This window comes from uncultured Nitratireductor sp. (assembly GCF_913053745.1).
Classification (GTDB): Bacteria; Pseudomonadota; Alphaproteobacteria; order Rhizobiales; family Rhizobiaceae; genus Nitratireductor.
This window is the reverse complement of record NZ_CAJXGF010000036.1, coordinates 1-25,495: the sequence shown is the minus strand read 5'-3', so window position 1 is coordinate 25,495 and position 25,495 is coordinate 1. Positions and strand designations below refer to the sequence as shown.

Annotated in this window: 29 protein-coding genes, 1 tRNA gene and 1 pseudogene; 19 read left to right on the top strand and 12 right to left on the bottom strand. The window is 59.2% G+C overall.

Going from position 1 to position 25,495, the window contains the following annotated elements; genetic code table 11:
- The first annotated feature begins 5 nt into the window (after nt 1-5).
- A complete protein-coding gene (locus QZ638_RS08235; protein ID WP_295808781.1) occupies nt 6-1,262 on the top strand; it encodes a glycerate kinase in 1,257 nt (418 codons plus the stop codon).
- A gap of 284 nt (nt 1,263-1,546) precedes the next feature.
- Here QZ638_RS08235 and QZ638_RS08230 read toward each other — a convergent pair whose 3' ends face one another.
- Both QZ638_RS08230 and QZ638_RS08225 read right to left on the bottom strand, forming a co-directional pair.
- Nucleotides 1,547-2,011: an SgcJ/EcaC family oxidoreductase gene (locus QZ638_RS08230; RefSeq protein ID WP_295808779.1), complete on the bottom strand. Its 465-nt coding sequence runs from the start codon at nt 2,009-2,011 to the stop codon at nt 1,547-1,549.
- Between the two features lie 300 nt (nt 2,012-2,311).
- A complete protein-coding gene (locus tag QZ638_RS08225; RefSeq protein ID WP_295808777.1) occupies nt 2,312-3,211 on the bottom strand; it encodes a M23 family metallopeptidase in 900 nt (299 codons plus the stop codon).
- A 447-nt stretch (nt 3,212-3,658) separates the two neighbouring features.
- On the opposite strand from QZ638_RS08225, the gene QZ638_RS08220 reads away from it, so the two are divergent.
- The 3 genes and pseudogenes from QZ638_RS08220 to QZ638_RS23315 form a co-directional block, all read left to right on the top strand.
- Nucleotides 3,659-4,177, top strand: a complete 519-nt coding sequence (locus QZ638_RS08220; protein ID WP_295808775.1) for a hypothetical protein — start codon at nt 3,659-3,661, stop codon at nt 4,175-4,177.
- A 731-nt stretch (nt 4,178-4,908) separates the two neighbouring features.
- Entirely contained in the window at nt 4,909-5,211 is a 303-nt protein-coding gene (locus tag QZ638_RS08215; RefSeq protein WP_295808772.1) for a hypothetical protein, read from the top strand.
- 77 nt (nt 5,212-5,288) lie between these two features.
- A pseudogene (locus QZ638_RS23315) lies at nt 5,289-5,588 on the top strand (SH3 domain-containing protein); the annotation flags it as partial.
- A 73-nt stretch (nt 5,589-5,661) separates the two neighbouring features.
- Here QZ638_RS23315 and QZ638_RS08205 read toward each other — a convergent pair.
- Nucleotides 5,662-5,961: a hypothetical protein gene (locus QZ638_RS08205; protein WP_295808794.1), complete on the bottom strand. Its 300-nt coding sequence runs from the start codon at nt 5,959-5,961 to the stop codon at nt 5,662-5,664.
- Nucleotides 5,962-6,178: 217 nt separating this feature from the next.
- Here QZ638_RS08205 and QZ638_RS08200 point away from each other — a divergent pair, with 217 nt between their 5' ends.
- Nucleotides 6,179-7,060: a DUF2865 domain-containing protein gene (locus tag QZ638_RS08200; protein WP_295808771.1), complete on the top strand. Its 882-nt coding sequence runs from the start codon at nt 6,179-6,181 to the stop codon at nt 7,058-7,060.
- Nucleotides 7,061-7,187: 127 nt separating this feature from the next.
- On the opposite strand, the gene QZ638_RS08195 is transcribed toward QZ638_RS08200, so the two are convergent.
- Complete coding sequence (locus tag QZ638_RS08195; protein ID WP_295808769.1) at nt 7,188-7,316, bottom strand: hypothetical protein; 129 nt, start codon at nt 7,314-7,316, stop codon at nt 7,188-7,190.
- Between the two features lie 68 nt (nt 7,317-7,384).
- On the opposite strand from QZ638_RS08195, the gene QZ638_RS08190 reads away from it, so the two are divergent.
- The 4 genes from QZ638_RS08190 to QZ638_RS08175 all read left to right on the top strand — a co-directional run bounded on the left by QZ638_RS08190 (nt 7,385) and on the right by QZ638_RS08175 (nt 11,534).
- A complete protein-coding gene (locus tag QZ638_RS08190; protein ID WP_295808767.1) occupies nt 7,385-7,828 on the top strand; it encodes a hypothetical protein in 444 nt (147 codons plus the stop codon).
- Between the two features lie 65 nt (nt 7,829-7,893).
- Nucleotides 7,894-9,456 carry an EAL domain-containing protein gene (locus QZ638_RS08185; RefSeq protein WP_295808765.1) on the top strand — a complete coding sequence of 521 codons (1,563 nt, stop codon included), beginning with the start codon at nt 7,894-7,896 and terminating at the stop codon, nt 9,454-9,456.
- A 214-nt stretch (nt 9,457-9,670) separates the two neighbouring features.
- Entirely contained in the window at nt 9,671-10,465 is a 795-nt protein-coding gene (locus tag QZ638_RS08180; protein WP_295808763.1) for an aminoglycoside adenylyltransferase family protein, read from the top strand.
- An 88-nt stretch (nt 10,466-10,553) separates the two neighbouring features.
- Nucleotides 10,554-11,534 carry an alpha/beta hydrolase gene (locus QZ638_RS08175; RefSeq protein WP_295808761.1) on the top strand — a complete coding sequence of 327 codons (981 nt, stop codon included), beginning with the start codon at nt 10,554-10,556 and terminating at the stop codon, nt 11,532-11,534.
- A gap of 103 nt (nt 11,535-11,637) precedes the next feature.
- Here the strand turns inward: QZ638_RS08175 and QZ638_RS08170 are convergent, their stop codons facing one another.
- The 5 genes from QZ638_RS08170 to QZ638_RS08150 all read right to left on the bottom strand — a co-directional run bounded on the left by QZ638_RS08170 (nt 11,638) and on the right by QZ638_RS08150 (nt 15,672).
- Nucleotides 11,638-11,922 (bottom strand): PTS sugar transporter subunit IIB, encoded by a 285-nt coding sequence (locus tag QZ638_RS08170; RefSeq protein WP_295808760.1) that lies wholly within the window; start codon nt 11,920-11,922, stop codon nt 11,638-11,640.
- Between the two features lie 21 nt (nt 11,923-11,943).
- Nucleotides 11,944-12,408 (bottom strand): PTS sugar transporter subunit IIA, encoded by a 465-nt coding sequence (locus QZ638_RS08165; protein WP_295808758.1) that lies wholly within the window; start codon nt 12,406-12,408, stop codon nt 11,944-11,946.
- A gap of 12 nt (nt 12,409-12,420) precedes the next feature.
- Nucleotides 12,421-13,830, bottom strand: a complete 1,410-nt coding sequence (locus tag QZ638_RS08160; RefSeq protein WP_295808756.1) for a PTS transporter subunit IIC — start codon at nt 13,828-13,830, stop codon at nt 12,421-12,423.
- Between the two features lie 458 nt (nt 13,831-14,288).
- Nucleotides 14,289-14,456: a hypothetical protein gene (locus QZ638_RS08155; RefSeq protein WP_295808754.1), complete on the bottom strand. Its 168-nt coding sequence runs from the start codon at nt 14,454-14,456 to the stop codon at nt 14,289-14,291.
- 193 nt (nt 14,457-14,649) lie between these two features.
- Entirely contained in the window at nt 14,650-15,672 is a 1,023-nt protein-coding gene (locus QZ638_RS08150; protein ID WP_295808752.1) for a hypothetical protein, read from the bottom strand.
- 825 nt (nt 15,673-16,497) lie between these two features.
- On the opposite strand from QZ638_RS08150, the gene QZ638_RS08145 reads away from it, so the two are divergent.
- Nucleotides 16,498-17,073, top strand: a complete 576-nt coding sequence (locus QZ638_RS08145; protein WP_295808750.1) for a class I SAM-dependent methyltransferase — start codon at nt 16,498-16,500, stop codon at nt 17,071-17,073.
- 279 nt (nt 17,074-17,352) lie between these two features.
- Nucleotides 17,353-17,499 (top strand): hypothetical protein, encoded by a 147-nt coding sequence (locus tag QZ638_RS08140; protein ID WP_295808748.1) that lies wholly within the window; start codon nt 17,353-17,355, stop codon nt 17,497-17,499.
- A gap of 239 nt (nt 17,500-17,738) precedes the next feature.
- On the opposite strand, the gene QZ638_RS08135 is transcribed toward QZ638_RS08140, so the two are convergent.
- The 3 genes from QZ638_RS08135 to QZ638_RS08125 form a co-directional block, all read right to left on the bottom strand.
- Nucleotides 17,739-18,680 carry a hypothetical protein gene (locus QZ638_RS08135; protein WP_295808746.1) on the bottom strand — a complete coding sequence of 314 codons (942 nt, stop codon included), beginning with the start codon at nt 18,678-18,680 and terminating at the stop codon, nt 17,739-17,741.
- 113 nt (nt 18,681-18,793) lie between these two features.
- On the bottom strand, nt 18,794-20,449 hold the full coding sequence (locus tag QZ638_RS08130) for a hypothetical protein (protein WP_295808744.1): 1,656 nt from the start codon (nt 20,447-20,449) through the stop codon (nt 18,794-18,796).
- A gap of 381 nt (nt 20,450-20,830) precedes the next feature.
- Nucleotides 20,831-20,905 (bottom strand) — tRNA-Thr (locus tag QZ638_RS08125).
- Between the two features lie 251 nt (nt 20,906-21,156).
- On the opposite strand from QZ638_RS08125, the gene QZ638_RS08120 reads away from it, so the two are divergent.
- From QZ638_RS08120 to yacG, 8 genes are all read left to right on the top strand, one after another.
- Nucleotides 21,157-21,348: a hypothetical protein gene (locus QZ638_RS08120; RefSeq protein ID WP_366936219.1), complete on the top strand. Its 192-nt coding sequence runs from the start codon at nt 21,157-21,159 to the stop codon at nt 21,346-21,348.
- A 265-nt stretch (nt 21,349-21,613) separates the two neighbouring features.
- On the top strand, nt 21,614-22,903 hold the full coding sequence (gene murA / locus QZ638_RS08115; protein WP_295808743.1) for a UDP-N-acetylglucosamine 1-carboxyvinyltransferase: 1,290 nt from the start codon (nt 21,614-21,616) through the stop codon (nt 22,901-22,903).
- A gap of 21 nt (nt 22,904-22,924) precedes the next feature.
- A complete protein-coding gene (locus QZ638_RS08110; RefSeq protein WP_295808741.1) occupies nt 22,925-23,371 on the top strand; it encodes a DUF2948 family protein in 447 nt (148 codons plus the stop codon).
- A 1-nt stretch (nt 23,372) separates the two neighbouring features.
- The gene (locus QZ638_RS08105) at nt 23,373-23,858 is read left to right on the top strand and encodes a UPF0262 family protein (protein ID WP_295808740.1); all 486 of its coding nucleotides are present in this window, start codon (nt 23,373-23,375) and stop codon (nt 23,856-23,858) included.
- 37 nt (nt 23,859-23,895) lie between these two features.
- Entirely contained in the window at nt 23,896-24,342 is a 447-nt protein-coding gene (locus tag QZ638_RS08100) for a low molecular weight phosphatase family protein (protein ID WP_295808738.1), read from the top strand.
- Between the two features lie 125 nt (nt 24,343-24,467).
- The gene (infA, locus tag QZ638_RS08095) at nt 24,468-24,686 is read left to right on the top strand and encodes a translation initiation factor IF-1 (protein WP_006200926.1); all 219 of its coding nucleotides are present in this window, start codon (nt 24,468-24,470) and stop codon (nt 24,684-24,686) included.
- Between the two features lie 27 nt (nt 24,687-24,713).
- Nucleotides 24,714-25,346, top strand: a complete 633-nt coding sequence (locus QZ638_RS08090; protein ID WP_295808711.1) for a Maf-like protein — start codon at nt 24,714-24,716, stop codon at nt 25,344-25,346.
- A 2-nt stretch (nt 25,347-25,348) separates the two neighbouring features.
- Nucleotides 25,349-25,495: DNA gyrase inhibitor YacG (gene yacG, locus QZ638_RS08085; protein WP_295808790.1), on the top strand; the 147-nt coding region annotated here is incomplete at its 3' end.

The window sequence follows — 25,495 nt, the reverse complement described above, 5'->3', positions numbered from 1 at the left end:
CTTTTATGCACACTCCGCAAGCTCACGCGCTTCTGCGTCAGATGTTGGACGCTGCCATTGGTGCGGCCGACCCGGGCAAGGTTCTGGCACAGTATCTGCCCGAAGAACCCAAAGGGCGCTGCCTTGTGGTTGGCGCAGGAAAATCGGCCGCGGCCATGGCGCGCGCAGTGGAACTGGCCTGGCCAGACGCGGATATTTCCGGTGTGGTCGTCACGCGATACGGCCACGGCGTGCCCACGGAACGGATCACGGTGCGGGAGGCCTCGCATCCCGTGCCTGATATGGCGGGGGCAAGGGCGGCCGGCGAAATCCTCGAAACGGCACAAAAGGCCGGACCAGACGATCTGGTTCTTGCGCTGATTTCGGGCGGCGGCTCGGCCCTCATGCCTGCGCCCAGGTCGCCACTGACACTAGAGGACAAGTTTCTCGTCAATCGGCTGCTGCTTCAGTCGGGCCTGCCCATAGATGATATGAACCGCATTCGCAGGCGTATGTCACTTTTGAAGGGCGGCGGTCTCGCAAAGGCGGCCTTTCCTGCCCGTCTCGTCACCCTTGCCATTTCCGACATCCCTGGTGATGCCCCGGCCGCGATCGCTTCCGGCCCGACAGTGCCCGATCCGACCGCGGATGAAGACCTATCTCCCCTTCTGGATCGGTTGCGACCCGAGCTACCTGAAGCGGTAAGGCAGGTTCTTCTGACACGGTCAGAAACCTTTCGATGCGAGCAAACGGATTTCCGGCTCATCGCCACGCCCCGACTGTCGCTTGAGGCGGCTGCCAAGGTGGCCAGGGCGGCCCGGATTACACCCATCCTACTAGGGGATGCCATTGAAGGGGAAGCGCGGCACGCAGGTACCGTGATGGGCGGGATTGCCCTTTCCTGCGCCCGAAACGGCACATTGACACGCCCGCCGGCAGTTCTTTTGTCCGGCGGGGAAACCACCGTTACGATTGGCCGGAACGCTCCAGGTCGCGGAGGCAGGAACACGGAGTTTCTACTCTCGCTCGCCCTTACCCTGAAAGGGGAAGAGGGTATTCACGCCCTGTCGGCCGATACGGATGGCATTGACGGCACCGAAGATGCCGCTGGCGCGATTATAGCGCCCGACACACTTGCACGCGCCGCCCGGCTCGCCCTGAACGCACGCAGCTTTCTGTCGGCCAATGACAGCTATAGCTTCTTCTCGAACCTCGATGATCTGATAAAGACCGGCCCGACGCTGACCAATGTGAATGATTTCCGCGCGATATTGGTGACTTGAGTTGCGATGCCCTGCCCTTGCAGAAGCCAAACAAGGGTGGAATGACGGCACACCAATGGAGAAGAAGCTCGTTTAATGTGCGCCTGAAAAAAGTAGGCAACGCTCAAATATGGGTTGCTTTGCGCCTCAATGTGTTAGGACGATTTCGAAGGTCTCGGTTTCATCTTCTCCGGCGCGCCATTTTTTCACTGCTCCAGAATTGAATGCACGGGTCCACTCGGGGTCGCGACAGCTTCCGTCTGCCTCCATTCGGGCAATTCTGCAAGGCAGGCTGGTCGGTTCACCTATCGGACAGGAAGCAGACCGCGTTCGCTGAAGGCCGCATTGAGTTCCGCCGACAATGATGCGCTTTCTTCCTGGTCCCAATGGAGTGCAGCCGGCGTGTTTTGAAAAAGGTCCACCTGCCATTGACCGGCCTTTTGCACAGCCACCAATGTTTGCCGGGCATTGGCGGCCGGGTTTATCTCCGTTCCACCGGGAGGGACCATACCGACATCGGCGCGCAGAATACCGGCGCTCCCGATCTTGCGCATCGAGCGAACGATGGCGACGAACGGGGCCGTCGGATGATCCGCAAAGATTGGTGTGAGGTGTTTTTCGATCGCCGTCCTGCCCTCGGCAAGGGAACCGTCGAAGCCGATCATGACTCCTTCGCTTGAAAAGCATTCGGCCATCGCATTTGCTTTCCGCTCGTTCCATCCCTGCAGAAGGCGCAAGTAAAGCGCGTGAATTTCATCGGTTTCTGACATCGGTTATCCCATTCATGCTGCCCGCAGATTGAGCGGACAGTTTTTGTTCTACCGTTTCTCAAAACAGTTCTTGTCCAGTTAAGCTTATCAGACGCATGACGATGCTGCCACGGTCATATATCCTCGAACGCTTTTGGCATGCACGACAGCGTCACCGGCCCCGACATCCAGCGTCGGTCCAGCCTGCTCTCAGGCTCACGCACCGGTGCCGGCGTCGGACCCTCTGACCCGGCTCTTTCATTTCATGTCTCCGCGCGCTCGATCTCTTGTGTCATCGCACGTTTGTGCCAGTTCTCGTATTCAGTTCTCGTATAATGTGTTCCGCACGGGTGCCCGTCCGCTGAAGGACATCGGCACGCCGGCATTCGTCTCCGGGTCGACCGCGTGCACATGAAGGTGCGGCTCTGTGGTGTTCCCGGAATTGCCAACTTTTCCGATCGAATCGCCCGCCGAAACCGAAACGCCGGTCGAAACCTGAACGCTGCCTTGCTGAAGGTGCGCGAGCTCCACCTGGAACGCGCCGCAATCAACGATGACATGGTTGCCCCGAGGATTGTCTTTATCGGAGTCCGGCGGAATCAGATCCGGCAGGTCGTTGCGGACGCCGATGACCTCGCCGGTGCAGGGACTGACGACAGAAGCCCCATAGATAACATAACGGTCGAGAGCTTTCGGAGCGAGGCCCGACGCACGATAACCGAAACCGTTGATCTCCGTGATGTCGGCCGCGTAACGCTGTTCGGGATGCGTTGCGTGATGGTTGAGCAAATCGATTCCCCCGCCCTGCCCGACCATGAAGCGACCGTCCTTCAGCGGAAAAGCAAGCTCTTCGGGTTCTTCCGGGGGCAGCATTCCGTAAATCACGTAGCACAAAGCGGCCCCGAAAAGCGCTAGCGATACGAGGGTCGGCCAGTGCTGCCGGTGAACGGACTCGCCCTGCATTCCCCATGGACGCGACACATGCCGTTTGAACGACCAAAGCACGGCCCCCAGGAAAACGGCAAGAAGCACGAAACGGATATGGTATCCCGCCATGTCCCACCGCCCAACCAGGAGCACCAGCGCGACGAACACGGCAGCATCGGCGACGTGGATAAGCCAAGCCCCCCTGCTCGGCATGTCGAGCTTCAGCAGCCGCCAAGAATAAATCAGCGGAACACCGATGCATACGGCGATCAGAACGATGACGACAAAGAACATGCCCTTCTCCTTCGGCGGTGGGGGCTACAATGCGGATGCGGCGAGAACGCGGCACGGTGCCGCTTTGGAGGTCGGCCCGTTCCACGCCCCCGGGGCGGGAAGATCCCGCGAAAGTTTGAGTGATGATGGGTATCGGTCGCACGCTCACATGTATCGTTCGGGCCAATCGTGTCGCGGCGTCTGGGACAGCAGAGGAGCGAGGTCTTGAGTGGCGTCTTAGCACCTTACACATTCATCAGATAGCATACGCTCATCTGTGTCTTGCCGGACATGATCGACCGGGGCTGCCGCTCTCCTCCATCCGGCTGATACGCGACCGCAATCGGCGTTCTGAAGCACCCTCGACCTTGTCGAGCAGACAGACTTAGAATGATGTGCACAAACGATTGTCGGGCCTGTCCTTTTTCGGAAGGCTGACAACTCTCTTGAGGCAGGCGGAGATCGCGGATGCCATTGTCTGTTATATCGTTCGAGGGGCCGGTCGGGGTCGGCAAAACGACATTGGGAAGGGCGGTGTCCTCGCATCTGGGCTTCGGCTTTGTCGATGGCGACGACCATTCGCTCCCCGGCCCCTGGCTTCGCTCGATCCTGCAAACCAGCCGTCGCATCGCGCGCGCCTGCGAAGAGCAGCTGGAAACCCGTCCCGTGGTCATAATGGCTTATCCGCTGCGCTGCACGAACTGGCTGTTCTTCAGGGAAACCTTTCGGCGGCGGGGGATAGCGTATTATTGCATCAGCCTGGCAGCCGACGCCGCGCACATCGCTGCCCGCGAGCGCCTCCTGACACCGGACGAGATGGCCCGGTCGTCGCAGATGACCGCGCAGGGCTATGGACAGCGCCCTTTTAGCGACCTCGTAATCCGCACCGACAAGGGCGGTTTTGCGTTCACCCGCGATCACCTCGCCGACAAGGTTCGCGGTCTTGTATCCGGACCGTCCCAGAAGCAGCGCTCGCGCTCAACATGAGCCGAACCGGCACAGCCGGTCTCAATCGGCCCGCAGGGCGAACGCATAGAATACCCTTATCGATCTGCGCACGTTCTTCGGTGCAGCCGCTCGCCTCCTCATCAGCCCGGCCAGCCCCTCCGCATAGCCTTTTCTGAGCGAGAATTGCACGGCAATCCTTATTTACAGCGCCGGGGATTTATAGATCGGCTCCGCCAAAATCCGCCAGAAATTCGGCCTCAAACCGCAAAGGGGAAAGCACTGGATGCAGCACAATACCAACGGCGATCGTCAAAAATGGCGAAAATTCGTTATATTATTGTTGTTTTTTGGTAATTTTCGTGGCGTAATTTTAGCGGGGAACGGAGAGAGGTAATTTTTCTGGCAGCAACCAGAACGAATGCAGGAACTGAGATGCGGTGCGTTAATATATCCCGGACAAGTCTTGTGCCTGGTAAGGCATTTGTTTCCGGAGTCGTCCTTCATTCTTCCGAATTCGCTCGGACTGCCTTCTCTTTCGGCCCTACAGCAGGCGACTGCAAATATATCCGCGATAGCGGAACGCCGTTTCAACAGCACGGCGGGCCCATGAGTGGGCCTACGGCAAGGCCGTACCTCTCCTCCACAACCGACGTTTCGACGGACCTCTACCACGGCAGACCGGAGGTCTTCGATAGCACCCCCTAGTTCAACATCAAACGGTGATGCGCGGATGCTCGGCGGGTCATCTCACCGATCATGGAGGACTTACAATGGAAGCTATACTTGCACAGCTTGTTGGCGGTGCCATCGGCGGAGCGGCGGGCGGTAAGGCGCTCAAGCAATCCGACCTTGGAAATGTCGGCAACCTAATCGCCGGCGCAGTCGGCGGTGTTGGCGGTGGGCAACTGCTTGGAACACTGCTTGGCGGAGCGACGGGCGATCCCGCCGCAGGTGCGGCTGCGGGTTCCGATATCGCTGCAATGGCCGGACAACTTGTCGGTGGCGGGGTGGCCGGCGCGGTTGTCCAGGTCGTGGTCGGCCTCATCAAGAACAAGATGACTGCGCGCGGATAATCCGGCGAACGCATCGAAGCCGATGGCAGCGTTCTGAACAATGGGGCTTCGAAAAGTCCTGCGCGTGTTTCTCGGCAATGCAACTGAACGACCAACAGATCCTTCCGCGCTCGCGGAGGGGCGGAACGAGGACAGTGATGCGGACAAAGACAATTGCGGCAGGCGCCGCCCTCCTTTTTGGCATATCGCTTTCTTCCCTGGCCCATGCGGCCAATGCCTATGCCACCGGCAACGTGAACATGCGGACCGGCCCGGGCACCGAGTACGGACGGATCGCGACTGTGCCGGCAGGCGCAGGCGTAACCATTCACGGTTGCCTCAGAGGCTACAGCTGGTGTGACGTGCGTTTTGCCGGCCGACGCGGCTGGGTTTCCAGCAACTATCTCCAGGCGGTCTATCAGAACCGTCGCCGATCTTTGCTCTATGTCGGCCCCCGCATCGGGTTGCCGATCATATCTCCCGGTCGGCCGCGGCCACCGCAGTGGGGGCATCGTCCCAAACCGCCTCATTGGGGAAATCGTCCAAGGCCACCCCATTATGGCAATCGCCCGCGCCCACCTCATCACGGTCATCGTCCGAGGCCTCCGCGCCCACGCCCGCGTTGAGGGGATAATCCGATGATGCGCGACGCCCTCCTCGCAGAAGCTTCAAGCCCCCCGTCCACGCCGTATCGGCGAGCGGGTTTGTCAGCGGCCTGGCTGCGCCTTTTGGACAGCCCGAACGGCCCGCCTTACCGCGGCTCGTATTCATGGAACCGACTGCGGGCCCGCGTGCGGCTGCGACCTCGCAAGAGACGCTGAAGAATTCTGCGCTCTCGCAGAAAACCGACCACCGAACAGCCCTCTCGAATGTAAGATGGAGCAAGACGATGTGGTGCTTTTCGATCATAATTCCGATAGCCGGCCTGATCGTGTTCTCAGGATCACAACCGTCCCTGGCGGAAAGTTGTTCAGCAATCAGAAGCCAGATGCGCGCCAACGCTGGCGCTTCGAGTTCTCAGGCGTCCCGGATCCGACGTCAGATCTCCGCTCTTCGTGTAGTCGAGAAAAAACGCGGTTGCACCACCGACAAAGCCGCTGCGGGCGGCTTGTTCAACGCCTGCCGCGGTCTCGCTCAACGCCGTGCAAAAGCGGAGCAGCTACTCGCGGTGGCGTCCAATGGCGGCACCAAAAATGCGCGTCTGAGGGCACGCTATAAGCAGCTTGGGTGTGGCGTGAAGCGGCGTTCTGCAAAAAAGGAGCGTACTGCAAAAAAAGAGCGTATTGCAAAACGAACGAAGCCGAGAAGAACCGGCCCGAAATATGCCGGGAACGCGCTGTATTATTGCGTGCGGCCATCCGATGGTTATCTCTTTCCCGCGCCTCATTCACAATTCGCTAAAAAGGGCGACACGAAGACCTATATCGACCAGTGCCGTTTCATCTGTGATGACGACAGCATGAGGCTCTACGTGCTCGAAGATCCCGAGCTCGAGACGGAAGAAATGCTCTCGGTTGAAACCGGCAATCCCTACAGCGAGTTGCCGACGGCTTTTCGGTATCAGGATGATGGGAATCTTGGACGCTGTGACTGGAACCGCTATTTCGCGCATGTGGATGCATTGAGAGCGAGAACCGTGACCCCACGCGATCTGTCGAACGCGATCATTCCACTTCCTCGTTTCAGGCCTGAACCCAGCCCGGAAGTGGTTTCCTCGATCGATGCGACCGAACCGGTCAGCCAGAAGGTAAGGGTCGTCGGCCCCGTCTTTCTGCCTGCCGAAGAAATTGAAACGCAGACAGTTAGTCAAATACAGACCGAACAAGAGGAGGTGGAGCCCCAGCCGCCGGTTGAAAGCAGGTTGCAGTAGCCCCGCTCCCAGATGCAGGCGGCGACGTCGACCTTCGCCCTCCCGCGCGACCAAGGCGACGCCCGAAACCGGCATTCCGGGATGCCTGATGTCTCCGAGAGAAGACAGGACAGTCATCCTGGCCGGTTCACGGGGAAAGCGAGGCGATCATCACAACGCTGCTTGAGTAATCCTGCCACATGGCGACAATGCATTCGTCAGGGCGGCGGCTCCCGTTCGTGGAGGGTATGGCGCGCTTGTCACCGTCGATGCGCATCCGCATCCTCGGAAGGAATACCCGGCGCGCCCATTATCTATTTTGAGAGTTTTGCAGAAGGTGAAGGTATGAAACGCGTAATTCCCGGTGTCGCACTCTCGGTCGGCCTCCTTTTGTCGGGCTATGCCGCCGGTCAGGATTTGCCGCAAGCGGTTGTCGACCTCGAGCTTTCCGACATCCAGATCCGCGAAAAGCCCCGCGCGGAGTATGGTCGCCGTGTGCGCGGTTCTCTACCGAATGGCGTCCGCGTGGAAGTCGATCTCGACGGGGATGGCATAATCGAAGATGTCGAGGCTCGCGGGAACGGTCTTTTTCCCATCGGCGAAATTCAATCTCTCGTCCCCTCTGCGATCAGCGACAACGCATCGTGGCCCACGGATGCCCAGCTCGAAAAAATAGAATTCGAACGCGGCGGCGGCATTGAGATCGAAGGCGTGCTCGCCGATGGCCGAGAGTTCGATGCCGAATTCGCCGCCGACGGCCGGATGTTGGAGTTTGATATCGACGACTGATCTGTGCGTGAAGACCTGCGTCCATCAACGACAAGAATTGCCGAGCCACTCACGCAGAGCGTCGTATGAGAAAGAAAATCTTGTCAGGGCTGGGATTGTTCGTGGTCTGCGGAGCAGCAGTCGGCATATTGGCCGGTGCCGCCGCGGGCCATCTCGTTCACCGGATGCTGAAACGGTTCGACATTCAAAGGGTCGTATCGGGATACCTTCTGAGGGCCGACGACGTTCTCGCCGAGGCTGTCACGACGCTCGATTCGATCAATCAATCCCACTATACGCCGTGTTCCCAAAGGGACATTGAAAATCTGCAAAGGGTCGCTCTGAATTCACGCTACCTCAAGAGCGCCGGTCGCCGCCTTGGCGAGCATCTCATTTGCACAGGCGAACAAGGGCGCTTTGCCGCTCCGATCTCCAACGGTCAGCCCGATTACGTAACATCGGAAGGCTTGCAGATTTTCCTGACCGTCGAATTGGCTCAATGGCCCGGCAGTACGGGTTTGGTGCTGGCAAGGGACAGTGCATCCGTTCTGATCAGTCACGCAGCAATCGGCGCTCTGTCGCATCCGGGACTGAAATACAGCCTGTTTGGGTTATCGAATGGCAATCAGAAAATTCAGTTCAAGCGCGATGGCGTGTCCCGACGGAACGATCTGTCGCTCACCGAAGGCAAACCCGTCCTGATCGATGGCGCATGGCACGAGGTGGTGTGCTCTCAGGCCCGTCCGCTTTGCGTTGCAGCCGCCGTTCGGGAGGAAAGGGGATCACGACGCCTGGCGCTTATGGGCGGGCTGGCGCTTATCGGCCTTCTGGCGGGCGCGGCCGGCGGTCTGGGGCTGGGCGCGATGCATGCGGACCGCAATTCTCTCGCCAATCGTTTTCGAAAAGCTCTGCGGGCGAAAGAAGTGTCGCTTGTGTATCAGCCGATCGTCAGGCTTTCCGACAAGCGGATTTTGAGCGTGGAGGTTCTCGCACGCTGGCATCTCCCCGACGGCTCCGTTGTGCCGCCGGATCTGTTTGTATCGGCCGCTGAACAGGCTGGATATGTGAACGAGCTCACAAGATACGTCCTGCGGAATGCACTGGAAGAAGCAGCGCACCTGCTGCGCGGGAACGCTGGGCTCTCTGTAACGATCAACGTCGCGGCTGCGGACATTCTGGATCCGGCCTTCAAGGATTTCGCGCAGGAGCATTGCCGGCTGCACGGCGTGCAGTCCGCGCAGCTCGGTTTTGAAATTACCGAACGGATGACTGCAAGGATCGATGAGCTAAGGGCGGGCATCGAGCGGCTGCGCAAGGCCGGGCACTACATCTATGTCGACGATTTCGGCGTCGAGTACTCCAGCCTCTCCTATTTGGCGGCGTTGCCGCTGGACGGCGTCAAGCTGGATCGAAGTTTCACAAACGAAATCGCGGCCGACGGGAAAACCGGGATCATTGCCAGGCAGATAACCGGATTGGTGTCGCAACTGCACATGACCATGATTGTAGAAGGCATCGAGACCGCGGCCCAGGCAGATTTTTTTCACGCGGTCTCGGCCGACCTGTGCGGCCAGGGCTGGTATTTCGGGAAACCGATGGACCTTCCGCGTCTCGAGGAGTATCTGAGCACCGTGCCTCGCCCGCATTAGTCACGCCGGTGCAAACACAACCCCTGCAAGGGTTGCGTTATCATTGCCGCTGACATCGGGAGCAGACGTGCTGGCCTGTCTATGATACGGACGAAACGCCTCCAGTCGCATCCATATGCCAAGCAGGTTAAGCCGGAGAGCAAAACAGGCCCCTTCCCGGTTGCTGCCAACGGTGGCCGTAAATCTGACATTCCATGATAGCAGCCCACACCCTATGGAGACCCGCATCGACAAGCTGAGCATTCCGCCCGAAGCCACCGACGCGCTGCCAATTCTGGAACACCGGCTCGGCTCCTCTCTCATCGCGGTCCACCTGCATGGCTCCGCCGTTGCCGAAGGGTTGCGCAAGCGCAGTGACGTTGACCTTCTGGCCGTCGTGGACAGGCCGCTGCCCGTTTCACGGCGCCCACATCTGTCGGCCGATCTGATGAGCATTTCCGGAATTTATCCTCACGATCCCGCGGGGCGACGACCGTTGGAGGTCGTCATTGTCGGCTTGGCCGACCTTGACCCGATGCCGTATCCCGCCCGTGTCGAATTCGTCTATGGCGAATGGCTGCGGGGAGAACTGAAAAACGGCACGGTGCCGCAAGCCGAATCGAACCCGGAGTTCACCCTGCTTCTCGCTCAGGCGCGCGAGGAAGCCGTCCCACTGATCGGTCCGGACATTGCCGACCTGATCCCGGACGTCGCTCCGGACCTCATACGCCGGGCGATCGGCGATCTCTTGCCGGACCTTGTCGAGACTGTCGACGGGGATGAACGGAATGTTCTCCTGACGCTGGCGCGAATGTGGAAAACGGCTGCCACGGGACGGTTCGTGTCCAAGAACGCCGCTGCGGATTGGGCGCGGCCGCAATTGTCCGATCAAGCGTCGGACACACTGGCGCTCGCGCGGGATGGTTATCTTGGCAACCGGGATGACGATCTGCATCGTCGGCGAAAGGACGTGTCGCAAGCCGTTGGGGAAATCGAAGGGCGCATTCTCGCTGTGCTGCGGGCTCCATGATCGTTCGGCTACCCGGTTGCCTTGGCCGGCGCCGTTTCATATGAGCAGTAGCGCTTCGGAACGAGGCGGATCAGGCAAGGACGCGATCATGGAATTCGCTCAAGCCGCCGGGGATTGGCGAACAGGCGAGGTTGACCACGGCCGTGGCACGAGGACGAACCTCGGTGAATTCAGCCTCAACAGTCTTCACCTCGACTGCACCGAAGCGGAACTGCCTCCGCTCGTCTTCATCCATGGCGCGAGCGCGACTCTTCTCGACCCGCTTTTCTGCTTTCGAACGGCGCTGGAGGGGCGGGCGCGGCTGCTCTTTGTAGACAGGCCCGGGCACGGACGTTCGGACAAGGGACCGGAAGCGACTGTCCTGCCCGACGGTCAGGCCGAAGCCATTGCCCGGCTGATGAAGGCGAAAGGCATCGCCAGGGCCATCATCGTCGGACACTCATATGGCGGTGCGGTCGCAGCCGCAATGGCGCTCAACCAGCCCGAAAGCGTTTTGGGTCTGGTTCTCCTGGCACCGGCCCTTTATCCATGGCCGGGCGGAATCGCCTGGTATTACGACGCGGCAAGGCACCGGACGTTCGGAGGCCTGTTCAGCCGGCTCGTGGTGCCTCTCGCTGGACGGCTGACCATGCGAAAAGCCGTCCGCTCCGTTTTCGCCCCCAATCCGACGCCGGAAAACTATGTTGAGGCAACCGTTGTGCGGGAAGCGATCGAACCGGGCGCGTTCAGACACAATGCGCGCGAGATCGGCGCATTGCACGCTTGGACCGAGCGCAATCGTGAGCGGTACGGGGCGATCGAGGCACCGACCGTCATCATAACCGGCACCCGGGACGATGTGGTTTCGCCGGACATCCATTCCCGACAGCTCGCCCGCGACTTACCGGATGCCCGTTTGTTATGCGTGCGCGGCCTCGGCCATAAACCCGATTACCACGCGCGCGATCTCGTCATCGCTGCAATCGAGAAAATGTCGGGGCAGCCGCGCGATCTGGAGGCGACAAAACGTGCTGTCGAAGCGCGCCTCACCCGATCCGAACGCGCGACCGCGAACACCGCCAAGGCTTGAAAGGGTTCGCAGGCTCCCGATGCGGCAACGGCCCGTTACCGCTCGGATAACGGGCCGTTGCCTTGCTTTCGTCGGGTGAGCGACGGGCGAAGAGCCCCGCGCCTCAGCCGCGCAACTCGGCCTCGATTTTGTCGAGGGCTTCGTCCTTGCCCATACCGGTCAGGAAGGCGAGCGTTACGATGGACGGCACGCCGAGATCGGCGGGCAGTTGCGTGGTGGAGACGATCAGGTCGACGCCGTTCAGCTCCGACCGCACTTCCGTCGCCTTGCATTGGCGTGCATCGATGGCGATGCCGCGTTCCTTCATGGCCTCGGTCACGGCATTTGCAACCACGGTGGAGGTGGCAATACCGGTGCCGCAGGCGAACAGAACGGTTTTCTTGCTCATGAGTTTCTCCCGATCAATGGGTCACTGTTTCAGAACCGCAGTGACATCATCAACCGATAATGCCTGCATGAGGCCGGAAATCGCCTCTTCGCTCTGGATGGTCGCCATGATTTCCTGAAGCATCTCGATCTGCCGGTCCTTGTCGTTGAGCGCCATCAGGAAGACCAGGCCCACCTCCACCGGCTCGTCCGGGTCTTCCATATTGGCGAAAGTTACCGGCTTTTTGAGCGTCGCCAGCGCGATGCCCGGCTTCAAGACATGCTCCGGATCCGTGTGCGGCACCGCGACGTTCACCGCACGGCCGAGCGGCAGACCCGTCGGCATGGTGGTTTCGCGCGCGAGCACCGCGTCGGCAAAGCTGTCTTTCACGTAGCCGGCGGCCTTCAACCTGTCGGCAAGCAGTCGGATGACAGCCTCGCGGCTATCGCTGTCGACCCCGAGGACAATCGCCTCGGGGTCGATGTGGTTCATAAGGGCTTCAGCCATTCACTAACCTATTCAGCCTTCCTGTGCGGTGGTGTCGTCGTCCTCCGCGCCAGCCGCCCGTTCCCAGGCGAGCGTGTTGCGGTGGTAGAGCCAGAAGCAGGCCGCGATGACGGCGGCGAGCACACCCAGCCCGGCAGCGCCCAGGTTCCGGATCGCTGCGATGACCACATAGGAGATCCACAGGAAGCCGTCGACCACCGAGGTGATCTGCACCGCGTTCTCAGGCATTTCGAAGCCCGAATCCACGGCGGCGCTGGTAAACAGAGGCGCGAGCGCGTTGGCCACATAGAAGCCGGCGGCCAGAGTTACCGTGCCGACGATCACCATGCGGAACACATTGCCGCGCAACAGCGGCGCCGTCATGGCGACGATGAAGGGAATGACCGCAAGATCGGCGAACAGGATCACGCGGTTTCCGGGCAGAACGATCGACAGGATGATGGCGATCGGCACCAGAATCAGCGAAGCGGAGATGGCCGCGGGATGGCCGATAAGGATCGCCGAGTCGAGACCGACCAGCAATTCGCGGTCGCCGGTGCGCTTGCGCACGAATTCCTGTGCGGCTTCCGACACGGGCAGCAGGCCCTCCATGAGGATCTTCACCATGCGCGGCAGAAGCAGCATCACGGCGGCGAGCGTCATACCCGTCTGCAGCACCTTGGACAGGATCGTGCCGAAATCGCCGGCGTTGTAATAGGCAATAACGCCCAGCACCAGACCGATGATCAGGCCGAGCACCACCGGCTCACCGAACACGCCGAAGCGGCGCTCGATGGTCTCGGTCGAGATGTTGACCTTGTTGATGCCGGGAATGCGCTCGATAATCCAGTTGATCACAATGGCGATCGGCAGGATCTGCGCAGACGCCAGATGCGGAACCGAAACGCCCGGAATGCCGTAGAATTTCTGCACCGCGCGGGCCGACCAGTCGGCAAAAAGCAGCGACAGCGCCGCCATAAGAGCGGCAATGGCCAGGCCGTAAACCAGGCTTCCGGTCGCGGCGACCGCCAGCGAACCGATAAAGGCGAAGTGCCAGAAATTCCAGACGTCCACGTTGAGCGTGCGGGTCATACGCGTCAGAAGCAGTGCGATGTTGACGGCAATGCCGATCGGGATCACCCACAGGCCCACCGAGGAGCCGAAGGCGATCGCGGCGGCCGAAGGCCAGCCGACATCGACGATGTCGCGCTGAATGCCCGTGTTGGTCACGATGGCCTGCGCCACGTCGCCGATCGAGCCGAGCATGAGACCGAGCACAAGATTGATGCCGATAAAGGCGACACCGATGGTGACGGCGGCGCGAAACGCCTTGCCGACCTTCGCGCCCAACACGACGGCGATGATGAAGATGACGATGGGCAACAGAACCGTTGCGCCAAGTGTGTCCACGGCCGCTTTGAGGCCACTCAGAAATGTGTCCATTTTCCTCCCCCTAAAACACTGTTCATAATCATTCTCGAATAGAACATTTGTTTCTCAAAATAGACGCAAGTTTATGACGCGCCCTCAGCCGGCTGTCAATCGACGAATCCTTTTCCGAAAAGACGTTCAGGGTCAAAGAAAAAGCTTTGTCTGATTTCCGTATAAGCTGCATATCGCGCAATCTACAACCATAAGATGAAGAAGCGGAGCGGATGGGGCGATGGTGTTTTCTCGCCGAAATTCAGTCTTCCCGACTTTCTCAACGGGTGCAGGCGTTTCACCGCCCTAGCCCGCGATTGAAGAACACACTTCGCGACCTTCGCGAAGTGTTCCGCAAAGCCGGTCCTCCCGCCCCCCGGGCCGGCTTCTCCCAAAGTCTCGCCTCGCTTCCTGGAAGTGCAGGTGAGGCTTTGGGACCCTCTTACGCCGGCTCGTGTGTCTCGCGTGACTTGCCGCTTTCACCGGATCGCGTCGTGCCTGCAAAACCCCTCACGGATCACGCTTCGATCTTCCTGCTGTTGGATGAAATGGCGGAACACGGCTATTCCAGCGCCGAGGTCGATATTCTGCTGGTCAGGCAGGGGCCGGTCGACCTGGATATCCTTGGCGAATGCAAGCGCAATCATCCCGCATTCAGCCCTTCCTCACGGAAACAGCTGCGCCTCCCACGCCTGAAACGTTAGCATTTTCCGAACGAAGGTGCGTCTTCGTATTGGGTCGGAACCGAGAGCGCGTGTTTCGAACCGGGCAGCAAATGCAGCTTCGATTCGAAACAAACGCAGCCGAACGACGACCGCTCCCCATTGCACGGGTTCACCCTTACTTCTCGGTGTTGTGGGAGGCCACTTTGGCGTCGTTCATCTGATAGCGGGCCAAGGCGCCCTCATATCCGAACAGAGAGGCGGCCACTTTTGCCGCTATCGTTTCGACCAGTTCTCCCTTCGCGCCCGGCTGGAATGCCTCGTTCGTTACGGAAGAGATGCGCACTTCGCGGGATGCCGAATCCAGAAGATGCCAATAGATGCGCGCCTCCCCATTTTCCACCTGAACCCGGGTCAGGAGTTCGAAGACGTCGCTTCCGGTCCCATACATTGTCTTGATGCGCGAAACCACACTCTGGAGCTCCTCGTCCGGCCGCACGCCAACTGATCGGACTGCACCTTCGCGGCCGACACTCAACCACAATGCATCGTTCAGCATGTCCGCGAGTTGGGTTGCCTCGGCGCTTTCCTGGCTGGTTCGGGCGCTATCGAGAACCAGAACAGCCGGTCCCTCGTGACCCGCGCCCCCGACGCGTTCCAGCCAGTGAGGCACGGTGGCCGCCGACAAGGCGAAAACGGCAATCGCGGCAACCGCAGCGCCCGCGGCCCAGATGCGCGGTTTGCCCATCTGCCGGGAAATGAATCCGAGAAGTGTGCTCGTCGAAGTCCGCCGTTCGAAGGTCGGAACGTAAGCGCCCAGGGGAATGGAAATCTGAACCGGATCCGCCTGCCCCGGACCGGCATAATAATCCCGCAAGGATTTGCGCAATTGGCCGGCAGCGATGCGGACGATCGGATCGACGGTCGCGTCGAAATTCGCGTCCCGGCCGAACACGTCGACCGCTATGGTGAAAGCCTTGATCCTGTCGGCGCGACCCGCAATGGTTTCCTCGACAACGAAACGCAAAAAGCGCCTGTTGCGATCCGAAGCGCGGAAACCCGGATTCTCAAGGAGCGCCTCGAGCACGGCTAGTCGCTCATCCTTCGCTCGTCCGCTCCGCGACGGTTGGAGTTGCGCTTCAGCGCTCGGAACGCTTTCCGATGCCCCACCGTGTTTGTTGATCTGGTATTTCTGCAGCATTATCTCTCGCTTTTCGCAAGTCTTGAGAGCGACCGTTGCGCTCTGGAACGCTGTTCCGGCGCCGTCCTCTCCGATCAAGATTTCTGTCGTTCACGCAACGGACCATCCCGCAACGATCGCGCCGGACGCCGCGCTTCCGCGGCGGCGTGCCCATCGCGCTGCACTCGGCGACCGGATGGACATGACGCCCCGGCAGCGCAATCCGGGCTGCCGGCAGGCCCTGTTCCATCGGACAACGCAAGGAACGCAGAATGCACTGAACGAAATCGAAATGGCTGTAACGAAACAGTTTCCGTTGAAACTCAGGAAGCACTCGCCAACACTTATGAACAAGTAAGCCGCGCCAACGACGGAACCTGGCACCTACGCGTTAAAGGGTGCGAGCGTTACGGTGATCTTGTTGAACAAAGCCCGTAAACCGGTTTGATACGAGAATGCCCCCGGGACGGCAGAGATTTCAACACTTGAGGTTTTTTGAAGAATTCTCAGAAATACAAATTAAGGACAATCGGCATATAAAGTACGTACTTATATATCATTTACGAAACATATATTTATATATATACAATTGGAATGCAAATTCCATGGAAACTAAAGAGCACGGCTTTCTATCTGGCTTCACACACGAGCCCGGCGCTATTGTATTTTGTGCAGAAGCACATCACACGACGTTCGAGACGCAGGATCGGCGGAATCAAGGACAGTTGGGCCTTTCACCACGAGAATATAAAGGAACGCGCAGCGCGGCGGGTCATTGAGTTTGGCGGCGGCAAGGATCTCGCCCAAAATCTCTTTCTATGCACGCTCGGCATAGAGCAAACCGTTGTGGATTTGAATCCCATGCTCGACCTGGGACTGGTCAACAGTGCCATCGAGCAGCTTGAGGAATGCGGCTGTTTGATGAGGGGTCCGGTCAGCACCCTTGAAGAAATCGAGGATCTCTACGGCATTGCCTACATCGCACCGATGGACATGAGCGCAACGCCTTTTTCTGCCGGATCGTTCGACGCCTGCATTTCATCGAACACGCTGGAGCACATTCCCCGCGACACGATTGCCGCCATCTGGCAAGAGACACGACGCCTTCTCGCTCCATCCGGCTTCGTATCCGCCTCGATCGACTATAGCGACCATTACGCTCATACGGACAGAACCATCCCCATGCTGCATTTTCTGCGATATACGCGGAAGGAATGGCAGCGGTACAACCACCCGAACCATTTCCAGAACCGTTTGCGGCATCGGCACCACATCGACTTGCTGACGGATGCGGGCTTCAGGATCGAGAAGGAAATGTGCGCCAGCCCGGAAAAGCTGGACGGCATAAGCATCCCGCCTGAGAACATGACGGGCAGCGAAACCGACCTCGCGCGATGGGGACGGATTCTGGCCCTCCCCTGACGCCTGCCCCTTTCGCGCAAGATCTGAAGCGCGGTACGCGTCGGTGCGACATTGTTGAGGGTGTGGGAGCATCCCCAGGATTACCTCGTCGCATTTTCGGCAACTCCGGTCCGGGAATTGCGGTGTTTTGCATGCGAGAAAGCCCCACATCTCCGCTTTCAGGCGTGAATTCAGTCGGATCCACCCATCAGCAGCCGAGTGCGCATCATCACACTCATTCAAAAGCCTTCACATCATGTTACAAAGATGCAATGTTCCCGTCCGGGATAGGGGGAATATATGTCTTATACTGATTTATTCGCATTATTGGCGATCATCGCCCTGGCATTCTTTACAGGCATCTACTACGAGCGCCTGCGCTCACGGTTGGCTTGGCATGACTTCCCAGACGATCATCAAATGGATGACGATTCGACTTACACTTAGTCGCTTGAAAGAACGTGCGAGTTCGTGGGCGTTTAAGGGGAAGTCTCGATGAGCCGACGTGATTTTATATTGCTTTATGGCTTTACATTTACGCTGATTGCCTCAGGCATCATGGCGCCGTTTGTCGTCGCGGCATCTTTTGCCGATTGAGCCTGCGACCATCGGCGAAAAGCTGGCAAGGCCTTCGCTATACAGCGCGAAGGCCGGCCATCGATACGAAGCCCAAGGTATTGGAAACGCTAGGCGCCCGAAAGCATGCGACGCGCTTTTCGCTTTACGCGGCCAAGAAAGCTGACAGGCTTTTGGTTTTCCGTCTGCGGCACCTTTGCTGCGGCCTCGTAAGGGATCGGCTTCCAGTCTTTGGAAAGGCCGGCGTCAGGATCGTTCGCCACCTCCGCCGGCATATCTCTGAGCGTAATACCGGCCCGCTTCACCGCCTCACGAACTTCCTCGCTGTAGCCCTGTCGGCGCCACATATTGACTATGTAAGTCCTGGTCTTCAGATAATCCGCGTAACGATGCCCATGGCTGTCATTCGCGCCCAGATGGGCGAACACCGCCATGCGATGTTCGTGCAGCGGGGCTTGCTGCTCAACCGGTATGTTCTTGTGCTCAGCTGGCGTGGGATAGGCGGCCTCCGGATCTTTGAGAAGAATACCGTTCCCGGAATGCGTGATACGCATGTTCCAGACAGCCAAGTCACCTGGCGTTGTCTTAAGATAGAGGCACTTCCCGCTGGTCAGATCGACAATGTCTTGCGATCCTTCTCTCAGGTTCAGCCCGCCGCTGTGATGGATATGGTCTTGTAGATAGATGCCAAAACGAAGCTGCGTGTAGCGGCTCCGCCAGTCGGGCGCGTTTGCGTCCTGACGATCGGCATTATCCTTATGCCAGCCGACCTGACCGGAATTGATCGTCACCGAACTGTCGCCTGCATAAAGAATATCTTCAACACCGAGCAGCTTTCGCGCGACAGCCGCCAGTCGACCGTCTGTGATAACTTCGCTGAGTCCGGGTCGAGTGAGCAGCTCACCACCGCTCGCCCTTGTTGCCATTGACGCCTGTCGGTACGCCTCAATCTCGTCCATCGTAAACGCATCGGGAATTACGATGTACCCCTTCTCCCAAAAGCTCTCAACGTCCAGATTGTCGATCTTCTCTTGCAGTGAAGCGGTAATCATGGGGCCTCCCGGCGACCTTGGGTTGTTACGACAACGAAACGCACTTCTTTCAGTGTGCGCATTCTCCATTTGCAACGCTTACACCCGGGAAACACGGAAGTCACCCGGTTCCACTATTTCAGAGAGTGTCGAAGTTCATTCACGAGATTGGCGATCAAGGTCGCCTTGTCTTCGATTGGGTCTCCCAGAACACCGCGCATCGACTGGTGCCACATATCCTGACCGCCAGGCAGCAACCGGATGGTGGCACCATGCGTCCGCCCGAACATAAGCGTATTGACACCGAGAGCGCCAGCAAGCTCCGCCGCAGTATTGCAGGGCGCTATGACACAATCCATGCAAGTCAGAAAAGCCGCCTGCCCTTCGAAATCGTCAAGCAAATCGAGGTCGGGGATTACCTTTGCGGTCGGCAGGATGCCTTTCACCTTCTCAATTTCGCTCTCTTCGAGACCGGTCTGGAACAACCAGAACGTAGCATCCACTTCTGCGAGTGAATGAAGATCATCCGTTCTGAGATAGTGGCAGTTCCGGGCGCTACTTCGAAGGATGCTTCGCCAGGAAAGAGCTACGTTGGGTCTTCCCTTCTCGCCCATCTGTTTCACAGTTTGCCGCCACGCGCCAACCAAGGTCTTATCGGCCTTTAGATAGGACGCACGATGCGAAAACGAGCCGAGCGTTTGGCGGAGCTCGGCCAACACGTCGAATATCGAAGTGAACGCCCCGGACGACTCTACCTGATCAAGAGCCTCCCTGCTCAAATACAGCGCAAGACGCTGGTTGGTTACACCTTCGCGAGACTTCGGATCGCGGATTAGCATTTCCTCCCGCCATCTACGCACAGGTATAAAACTTGCTCGCGGGAAGCTTCGTTCGAAAAGCGTCTTCAAGCGAGGTTCGCAAGTGAACGACAAGCCATCCACTTTACGAATTAGGTCTGGATAAACCGAGGCAAAGCGGATTTCGTCACCAATCCCGTAGTCGGCAATGACCACTGGCGCGGGCGCTTTCACAAGCGGCGGTATGGTGTGAACGTAACGACTTGCCTTGATGTCATCTCTCAGCGCCCGATTAAAATGCCGATGGCGTGCTTCGAGAAAGGCATCTCTGTACGCGCCCCGTGCAAACAGGAGCATGTGAAGCAATGTGTGAAACCCGCGCGGCCGGTCCTCCGGCAACTCCGCCAAGGCGCCGGATATTTTCTGCTCCGCCTCGTCGAATCGACCCAACTCGAACAAACATTCTCCGCGTTTAAGATCGTCGTCGAGATAGTTTAGAGCCTCATCAAACCGGCGAAGCCTTAGAAGAGCATCACCGTGGTGCTTTGCCCATTCTTCATCGTTCTTAAAAACACCTTTGAGCCGGGCCTCGGCAATCAATGCAAGCGCGTCCTCGCTACGTTCCAGCAGTTTCAAACTTTCGATTGCGTTCAAAGTGGACGTTTTGTGCCATCGACGCTCACGAAGGAGATTATGAAGCATCGAAAGGCCGATTTCGATCTCGGTCTCAAGATTGTGTTTTTTCAAAAGCTGGAACGATTTAGGGTTCAACGGATCGTTACGATACGCCTCGATAGCGGCCTCGCGCGCCACCTCTTCTTCTCCCAACAACTCCAACAGATAAGCATGGAGCCTATGGGCCGCACCATGGCGATAGACCGCACCCAGACTACGGTTGATTTCGGCGTAGGCCTGAATCAATTGCCAGCGGAATAGATGCCACCGCGCCCGATTGAAGTGGCGCCTAGCAACGGGCCATTTTTGATTACCCACGGGAAGGAGTACTGCCTTCGTTCGCCTCACTATCCTCGCTAAACCGATTGCCATTCCTTTTCGGAGGGAGATTCCTGCTAGAGCGAAATCGCCAGACTTCAAAGAGCTTCGAAATGTTGTGGCCGTGGTGCTATTCCAGAATTGCATTGTCGAACCAATTTAGATTCGCCCCCTTGCACCGGATAGCCTTTGCATCCAAAACCTGCAAGAAGATGACAATTCGAACAAAGATCGAGCAGCGACAGAATATTTTGCCCCCCGGCAAGATCGCCGGGCCACAAGCCTCCATTGAAGACGTCGCGGCTTGTATGCGTGCCGTTACGCACCAGGCGCTCGGAAGCACCAAATCCGAATGAAAGATTTACTGAAGCGAAGTTTAACTGGTGCTGCCGGAGAGATTTGAACTCTCGACCTCTCCCTTACCAAGGGAGTGCTCTACCCCTGAGCTACGGCAGCATCGTCACAAGGCGGGCGCGCTTGGGAGACGGATGGCCGTCCCGGCCCGGTCACAGCCAAGCGGCCTCGCGCCCGCTGTCGTGATGCGGCGGACTTCTGCCACAATGAAAAGCATTGCGCAAGCACACATTCGCATTCATGCGCTCACTTTGATATGCGTCTGTGAAAATTGCCGCCGTCGCCGGCGTTGCGCCGTTTGCGACACGGCAAAAGCGGGCTACCATCGCCCCTTGCCATCCATGGAGCCACATGTGAGCAAAGCCAAAAAGCCAGACACACCCGCGACCGGAGGCAAGGGTGAGGACGCGCGCAAGAATCGCCTGGCGGCCCAGCTCCGCGCCAATCTTGCCCGCCGCAAGGCCCAGGCGCGCTCGCGCCGTCAGGGAGAAGCCGACCAGCGCCCGGACGGATTGCGGTCGCAGCCGTCCGAAACCGAGGAATAGCAACGGTTTGACGACACATTCCCCGCCTTGCGCCGGGCGCGGCCATGTTTTAGGACCATTTGAAACGAATATGTTCCGCAAGGGACGCTTGGCGGCGATGCGTTCGGGAATTCGCCGTGTCTCAGGCGGCCTTTACGATACCGCAAGGCAATCGGCGCATTCTGGCCAATCGGAGACAATCCGAACGATGGACACTGCCCGAAAGTTGGACACCGCTGCCGAGCATAGGACGCTGACGGCACAGGCGCCTGGAAAGTGAGAACGGATGGATCGCATACGCATAACCGGCGGTAACGCGCTGAACGGCACATTGCCCATTTCGGGCGCCAAGAATGCAGCCCTGCCCTTGATGATCGCGTCGCTTCTGACCGACGACACGCTGACACTCGACAACGTCCCGCATCTGGCGGATGTGGAAAGCCTGATCCGTATCCTCGGCAATCACGGTGTCGACTATTCGGTGAACGGGCGCCGCGAGAACCAGCAGAAAGGCTATTCCCGCACCATCCATTTCACCGCGCGCAGCATCGTCGACACCGTCGCACCTTATGAGCTCGTTTCGAAAATGCGCGCAAGCTTCTGGGTCATAGGACCGTTACTGGCGCGCATGGGCGAGGCCCGCGTTTCACTGCCCGGCGGCTGCGCCATCGGCACGCGCCCAGTCGATCTGTTCATCGACGGACTGCGCGCGCTGGGCGCCGAGATCGACATCGAACAGGGCTATGTGAACGCCAGGGCGAAGAATGGTCTCATCGGCAACCGCTATGTCTTCCCGAAGGTTTCGGTCGGCGCCACGCATGTCCTGATGATGGCCGCGGCACTTGCCAAGGGTGAAACGGTTCTCGAAAACGCTGCGCGCGAGCCGGAAATCACCAATCTGGCCGACTGTCTCAATGCCATGGGCGCAAAGATTTCCGGTGCAGGCACGGACACGATAACGATCGACGGCGTGACGAGCCTTTCGGGCGCCCGTCACCGCGTCATCCCCGACCGCATCGAAACCGGCACTTATGCCATGGCCGTGGCGATGACGGGCGGCGACGTGATGCTGGAAGGCGCGCAGGCCGATCTTCTGGAAGCCGCTCTGGGCACCCTGGAACAGACCGGCGCCGAAATCACCCGTGCCAACACCGGCATCCGCGTGCGCCGCAATGGCGGCGGCATCACGCCTGTCGACATCACCACGCAGCCCTTCCCCGGCTTTCCCACCGACCTGCAGGCGCAGTTCATGGGGCTCATGACCATGGCCAAGGGGCGCTCGCACATCACCGAAACGATTTTCGAAAACCGCTTCATGCACGTGCAGGAGCTGGCGCGTCTCGGCGCAAAGATATCGCTGTCCGGCCAGACCGCTGTGGTGGATGGCGTCGGCGAATTGCGCGGCGCGCCCGTCATGGCGACGGATCTGCGTGCATCCGTCTCCCTGGTCATCGCCGCCCTTGCGGCAGAGGGTCAGACGGAGGTAAACCGCGTCTATCATCTGGATCGCGGTTTCGAGCGGCTGGAAGAAAAACTCTCCGCTTGCGGCGCAACGATCGAGCGTATCTCAAGCTGAACCTGACGGGCGCGGTTGACCATGGATTTTCTAAAGCTCGTAGCGCTCGACGATGTCGACCTCGGCATCCTCTCCGCGCACCTGCAAGACGCTGTCGTCAAGGTCGGCGACCTGGTTTTCGAGCCGGCCAACCGACGGTTCGCGGCCGCCTTCAACCGCTTTGTCTGGGAAAATGAGGCCAAGCGGCGTTTTCTGAGACGATCGCCGCATGAACGCCGCCGCAGCGTTCTGCATTTCGACCGCGTCCAGTCCGTCCGCGCCGCCGGTATCGACCGCAACCGTCCCGACGACATCCTCTCGCTTCTGGCGATCGACTTCGTGCCGGCGGAAGATTCGCCTGCCGGCGTCATCGAACTGATCTTCTCCGGCAATGCCGCGCTGCGGCTCGATGTCGAATGTATCGAGGCGCGGCTGACCGACCTCGGCGCGGCGTGGGAAACGCCAAGCCGGCCAAGACACGACGTCTGAGATGGCTTGTCAGGACTCCGATACGGCACGTTTGATCGATGTCGAACTCGACGAGTCCGTCGGCCGTGGCACACCCGATGTCGAACACGAACGCGCCGTCGCCATCTTCGATCTAGTTGAAGAAAACAGCTTCAAACCGGTCGGCGATGCGGACGCCGGGCCCTACAAGCTGAAACTGTCGCTGGTGGAGGCTCGCCTGGTTTTCGCCATTTCGCGCGAGAATGACGAACCGGTCGTCACGCATATACTGTCGCTCACCCCCTTCCGCCGCATCGTGAAGGACTATTTCCTGATTTGCGAAAGCTATTACGATGCCATTCGCAGCGCGACGCCCAGCCAGATCGAGGCAATCGATATGGGCCGGCGAGGCCTGCACAACGAGGGATCGCAAACCCTGATGGACCGCCTGAAAGACAAGATCGAAGTGGACTTCGACACGGCCCGGCGGCTCTTTACATTGGTTTGCGTGCTGCATTGGCGGGGTTGAGTCGCATCGTGAACGCCGGCTCTCCGGGGGCACGGCCGTGAACCCCGGCGCCGAGATCAAATCGGGCACGCCGCAATCGGTGCTGTTTCTTTGCGGCATGAACGCCATTCGCTCGCCCATGGCCGAAGCGCTGGCGCGACAATCCCTCTCGGCGGGTGTGTTTGTGGCCTCCGCCGGGTTGCGCGCCGGTGAACGTGACCCGTTTGTCGACGCGGTACTGGACGAGAAAGGGCTTTCGCTGGGCGCACGTCAGCCCCAATCCATCGAGGAACTGGCCGACACGAATTTCGATCTCATAATCACCCTATCACCGGAGGCGCATCACCGCGCACTCGAGATGACGCGAACCATCGCCGCGGACGTGGAATACTGGCCGACGATGGATCCCACCGTCGTCAGCGGCACGCGCGACCAGATCATCGCCGCCTACCGCGACGTGCGCGACCGCCTGGCCGCTTCCATTGCGCAGCGCTTTGAAACATGAAACAAAACCGACACAAATTGGCCTCTACCGGGGTTTGGCTTGTTCACAAAGGGTGATGAATGGGCTAGGTTCCGCGCCAAATTCCGGTCGTCGATCGGGAAATTCTTGAAAACCGAAGGTAACGGATGCCAAAGGAAGAAGTCCTGGAGTTTCCAGGCGTGGTCACCGAACTGCTGCCCAACGCGATGTTTCGCGTCAAACTGGAAAACGAACACGAGATCATTGCCCACACCGCCGGGCGCATGCGCAAGAATCGCATCCGCGTTCTGACGGGTGACAAGGTGCTCGTCGAGATGACGCCCTACGACCTGACCAAGGGTCGCATCACCTACCGCTTTAAGTAAAGACCTGACGCGGTCGGTGGTATTGCAATGAGCGCACTGCAGAAACTCGTCCTGGCTTCCGGCTCGCCCCGCCGCGTCGAGCTCCTGCAGCAAGCTGGTCTCGAACCGGATCGCCTTGCCCCTGCCAATATCGACGAAACGCCCCTCAAAAGCGAACACCCACGCTCGCTTGCCAAGCGGCTGTCACTCAGCAAGGCCGAAAAGGCGCATGAACGCCTGAAAAAGGACGGCGAGGCGGAAGGCTGCTATCTCCTGGCCGCCGATACCGTCGTTGCGGTCGGGCGGCGCATTCTGCCAAAAGCGGAAATGGTGGACGAGGCGTCCAACTGCTTGCAGCTCCTGTCGGGCCGATCTCACCGGGTCTATACCGGGCTTTGTCTTATCACGCCGTCGGGCAAGGTGCGTCAGCGCCTTGTCGAATCGCGCGTGCGCTTCAAACGCCTGTCGCATGAGGAACTCGAAAGCTATCTGGCTTCGGGCGAGTGGCGCGGCAAGGCCGGCGGCTATGCCATTCAGGGCCTGGCCGGCACGTTCGTCGTCAAACTGGTCGGCTCCTATTCCAACGTGGTCGGCCTGCCGCTTTACGAAACGGTGAATCTCCTTGTGGCCGAGGGCTACAAGGTCCACTTTAACTGGCTGTCCGGCGCCGGAGCCCACTGACAATGGACGAAAATCGGACAGATAAGGTCACGCCGCTGCGGCCCAAACGCCCCTGCCCCGAATGCGGCAAGCCCTCCGAACGCGCATTTTATCCGTTCTGTTCCAAGCGCTGCAAAGATGTCGACCTCAATCGCTGGCTCTCCGGCAGT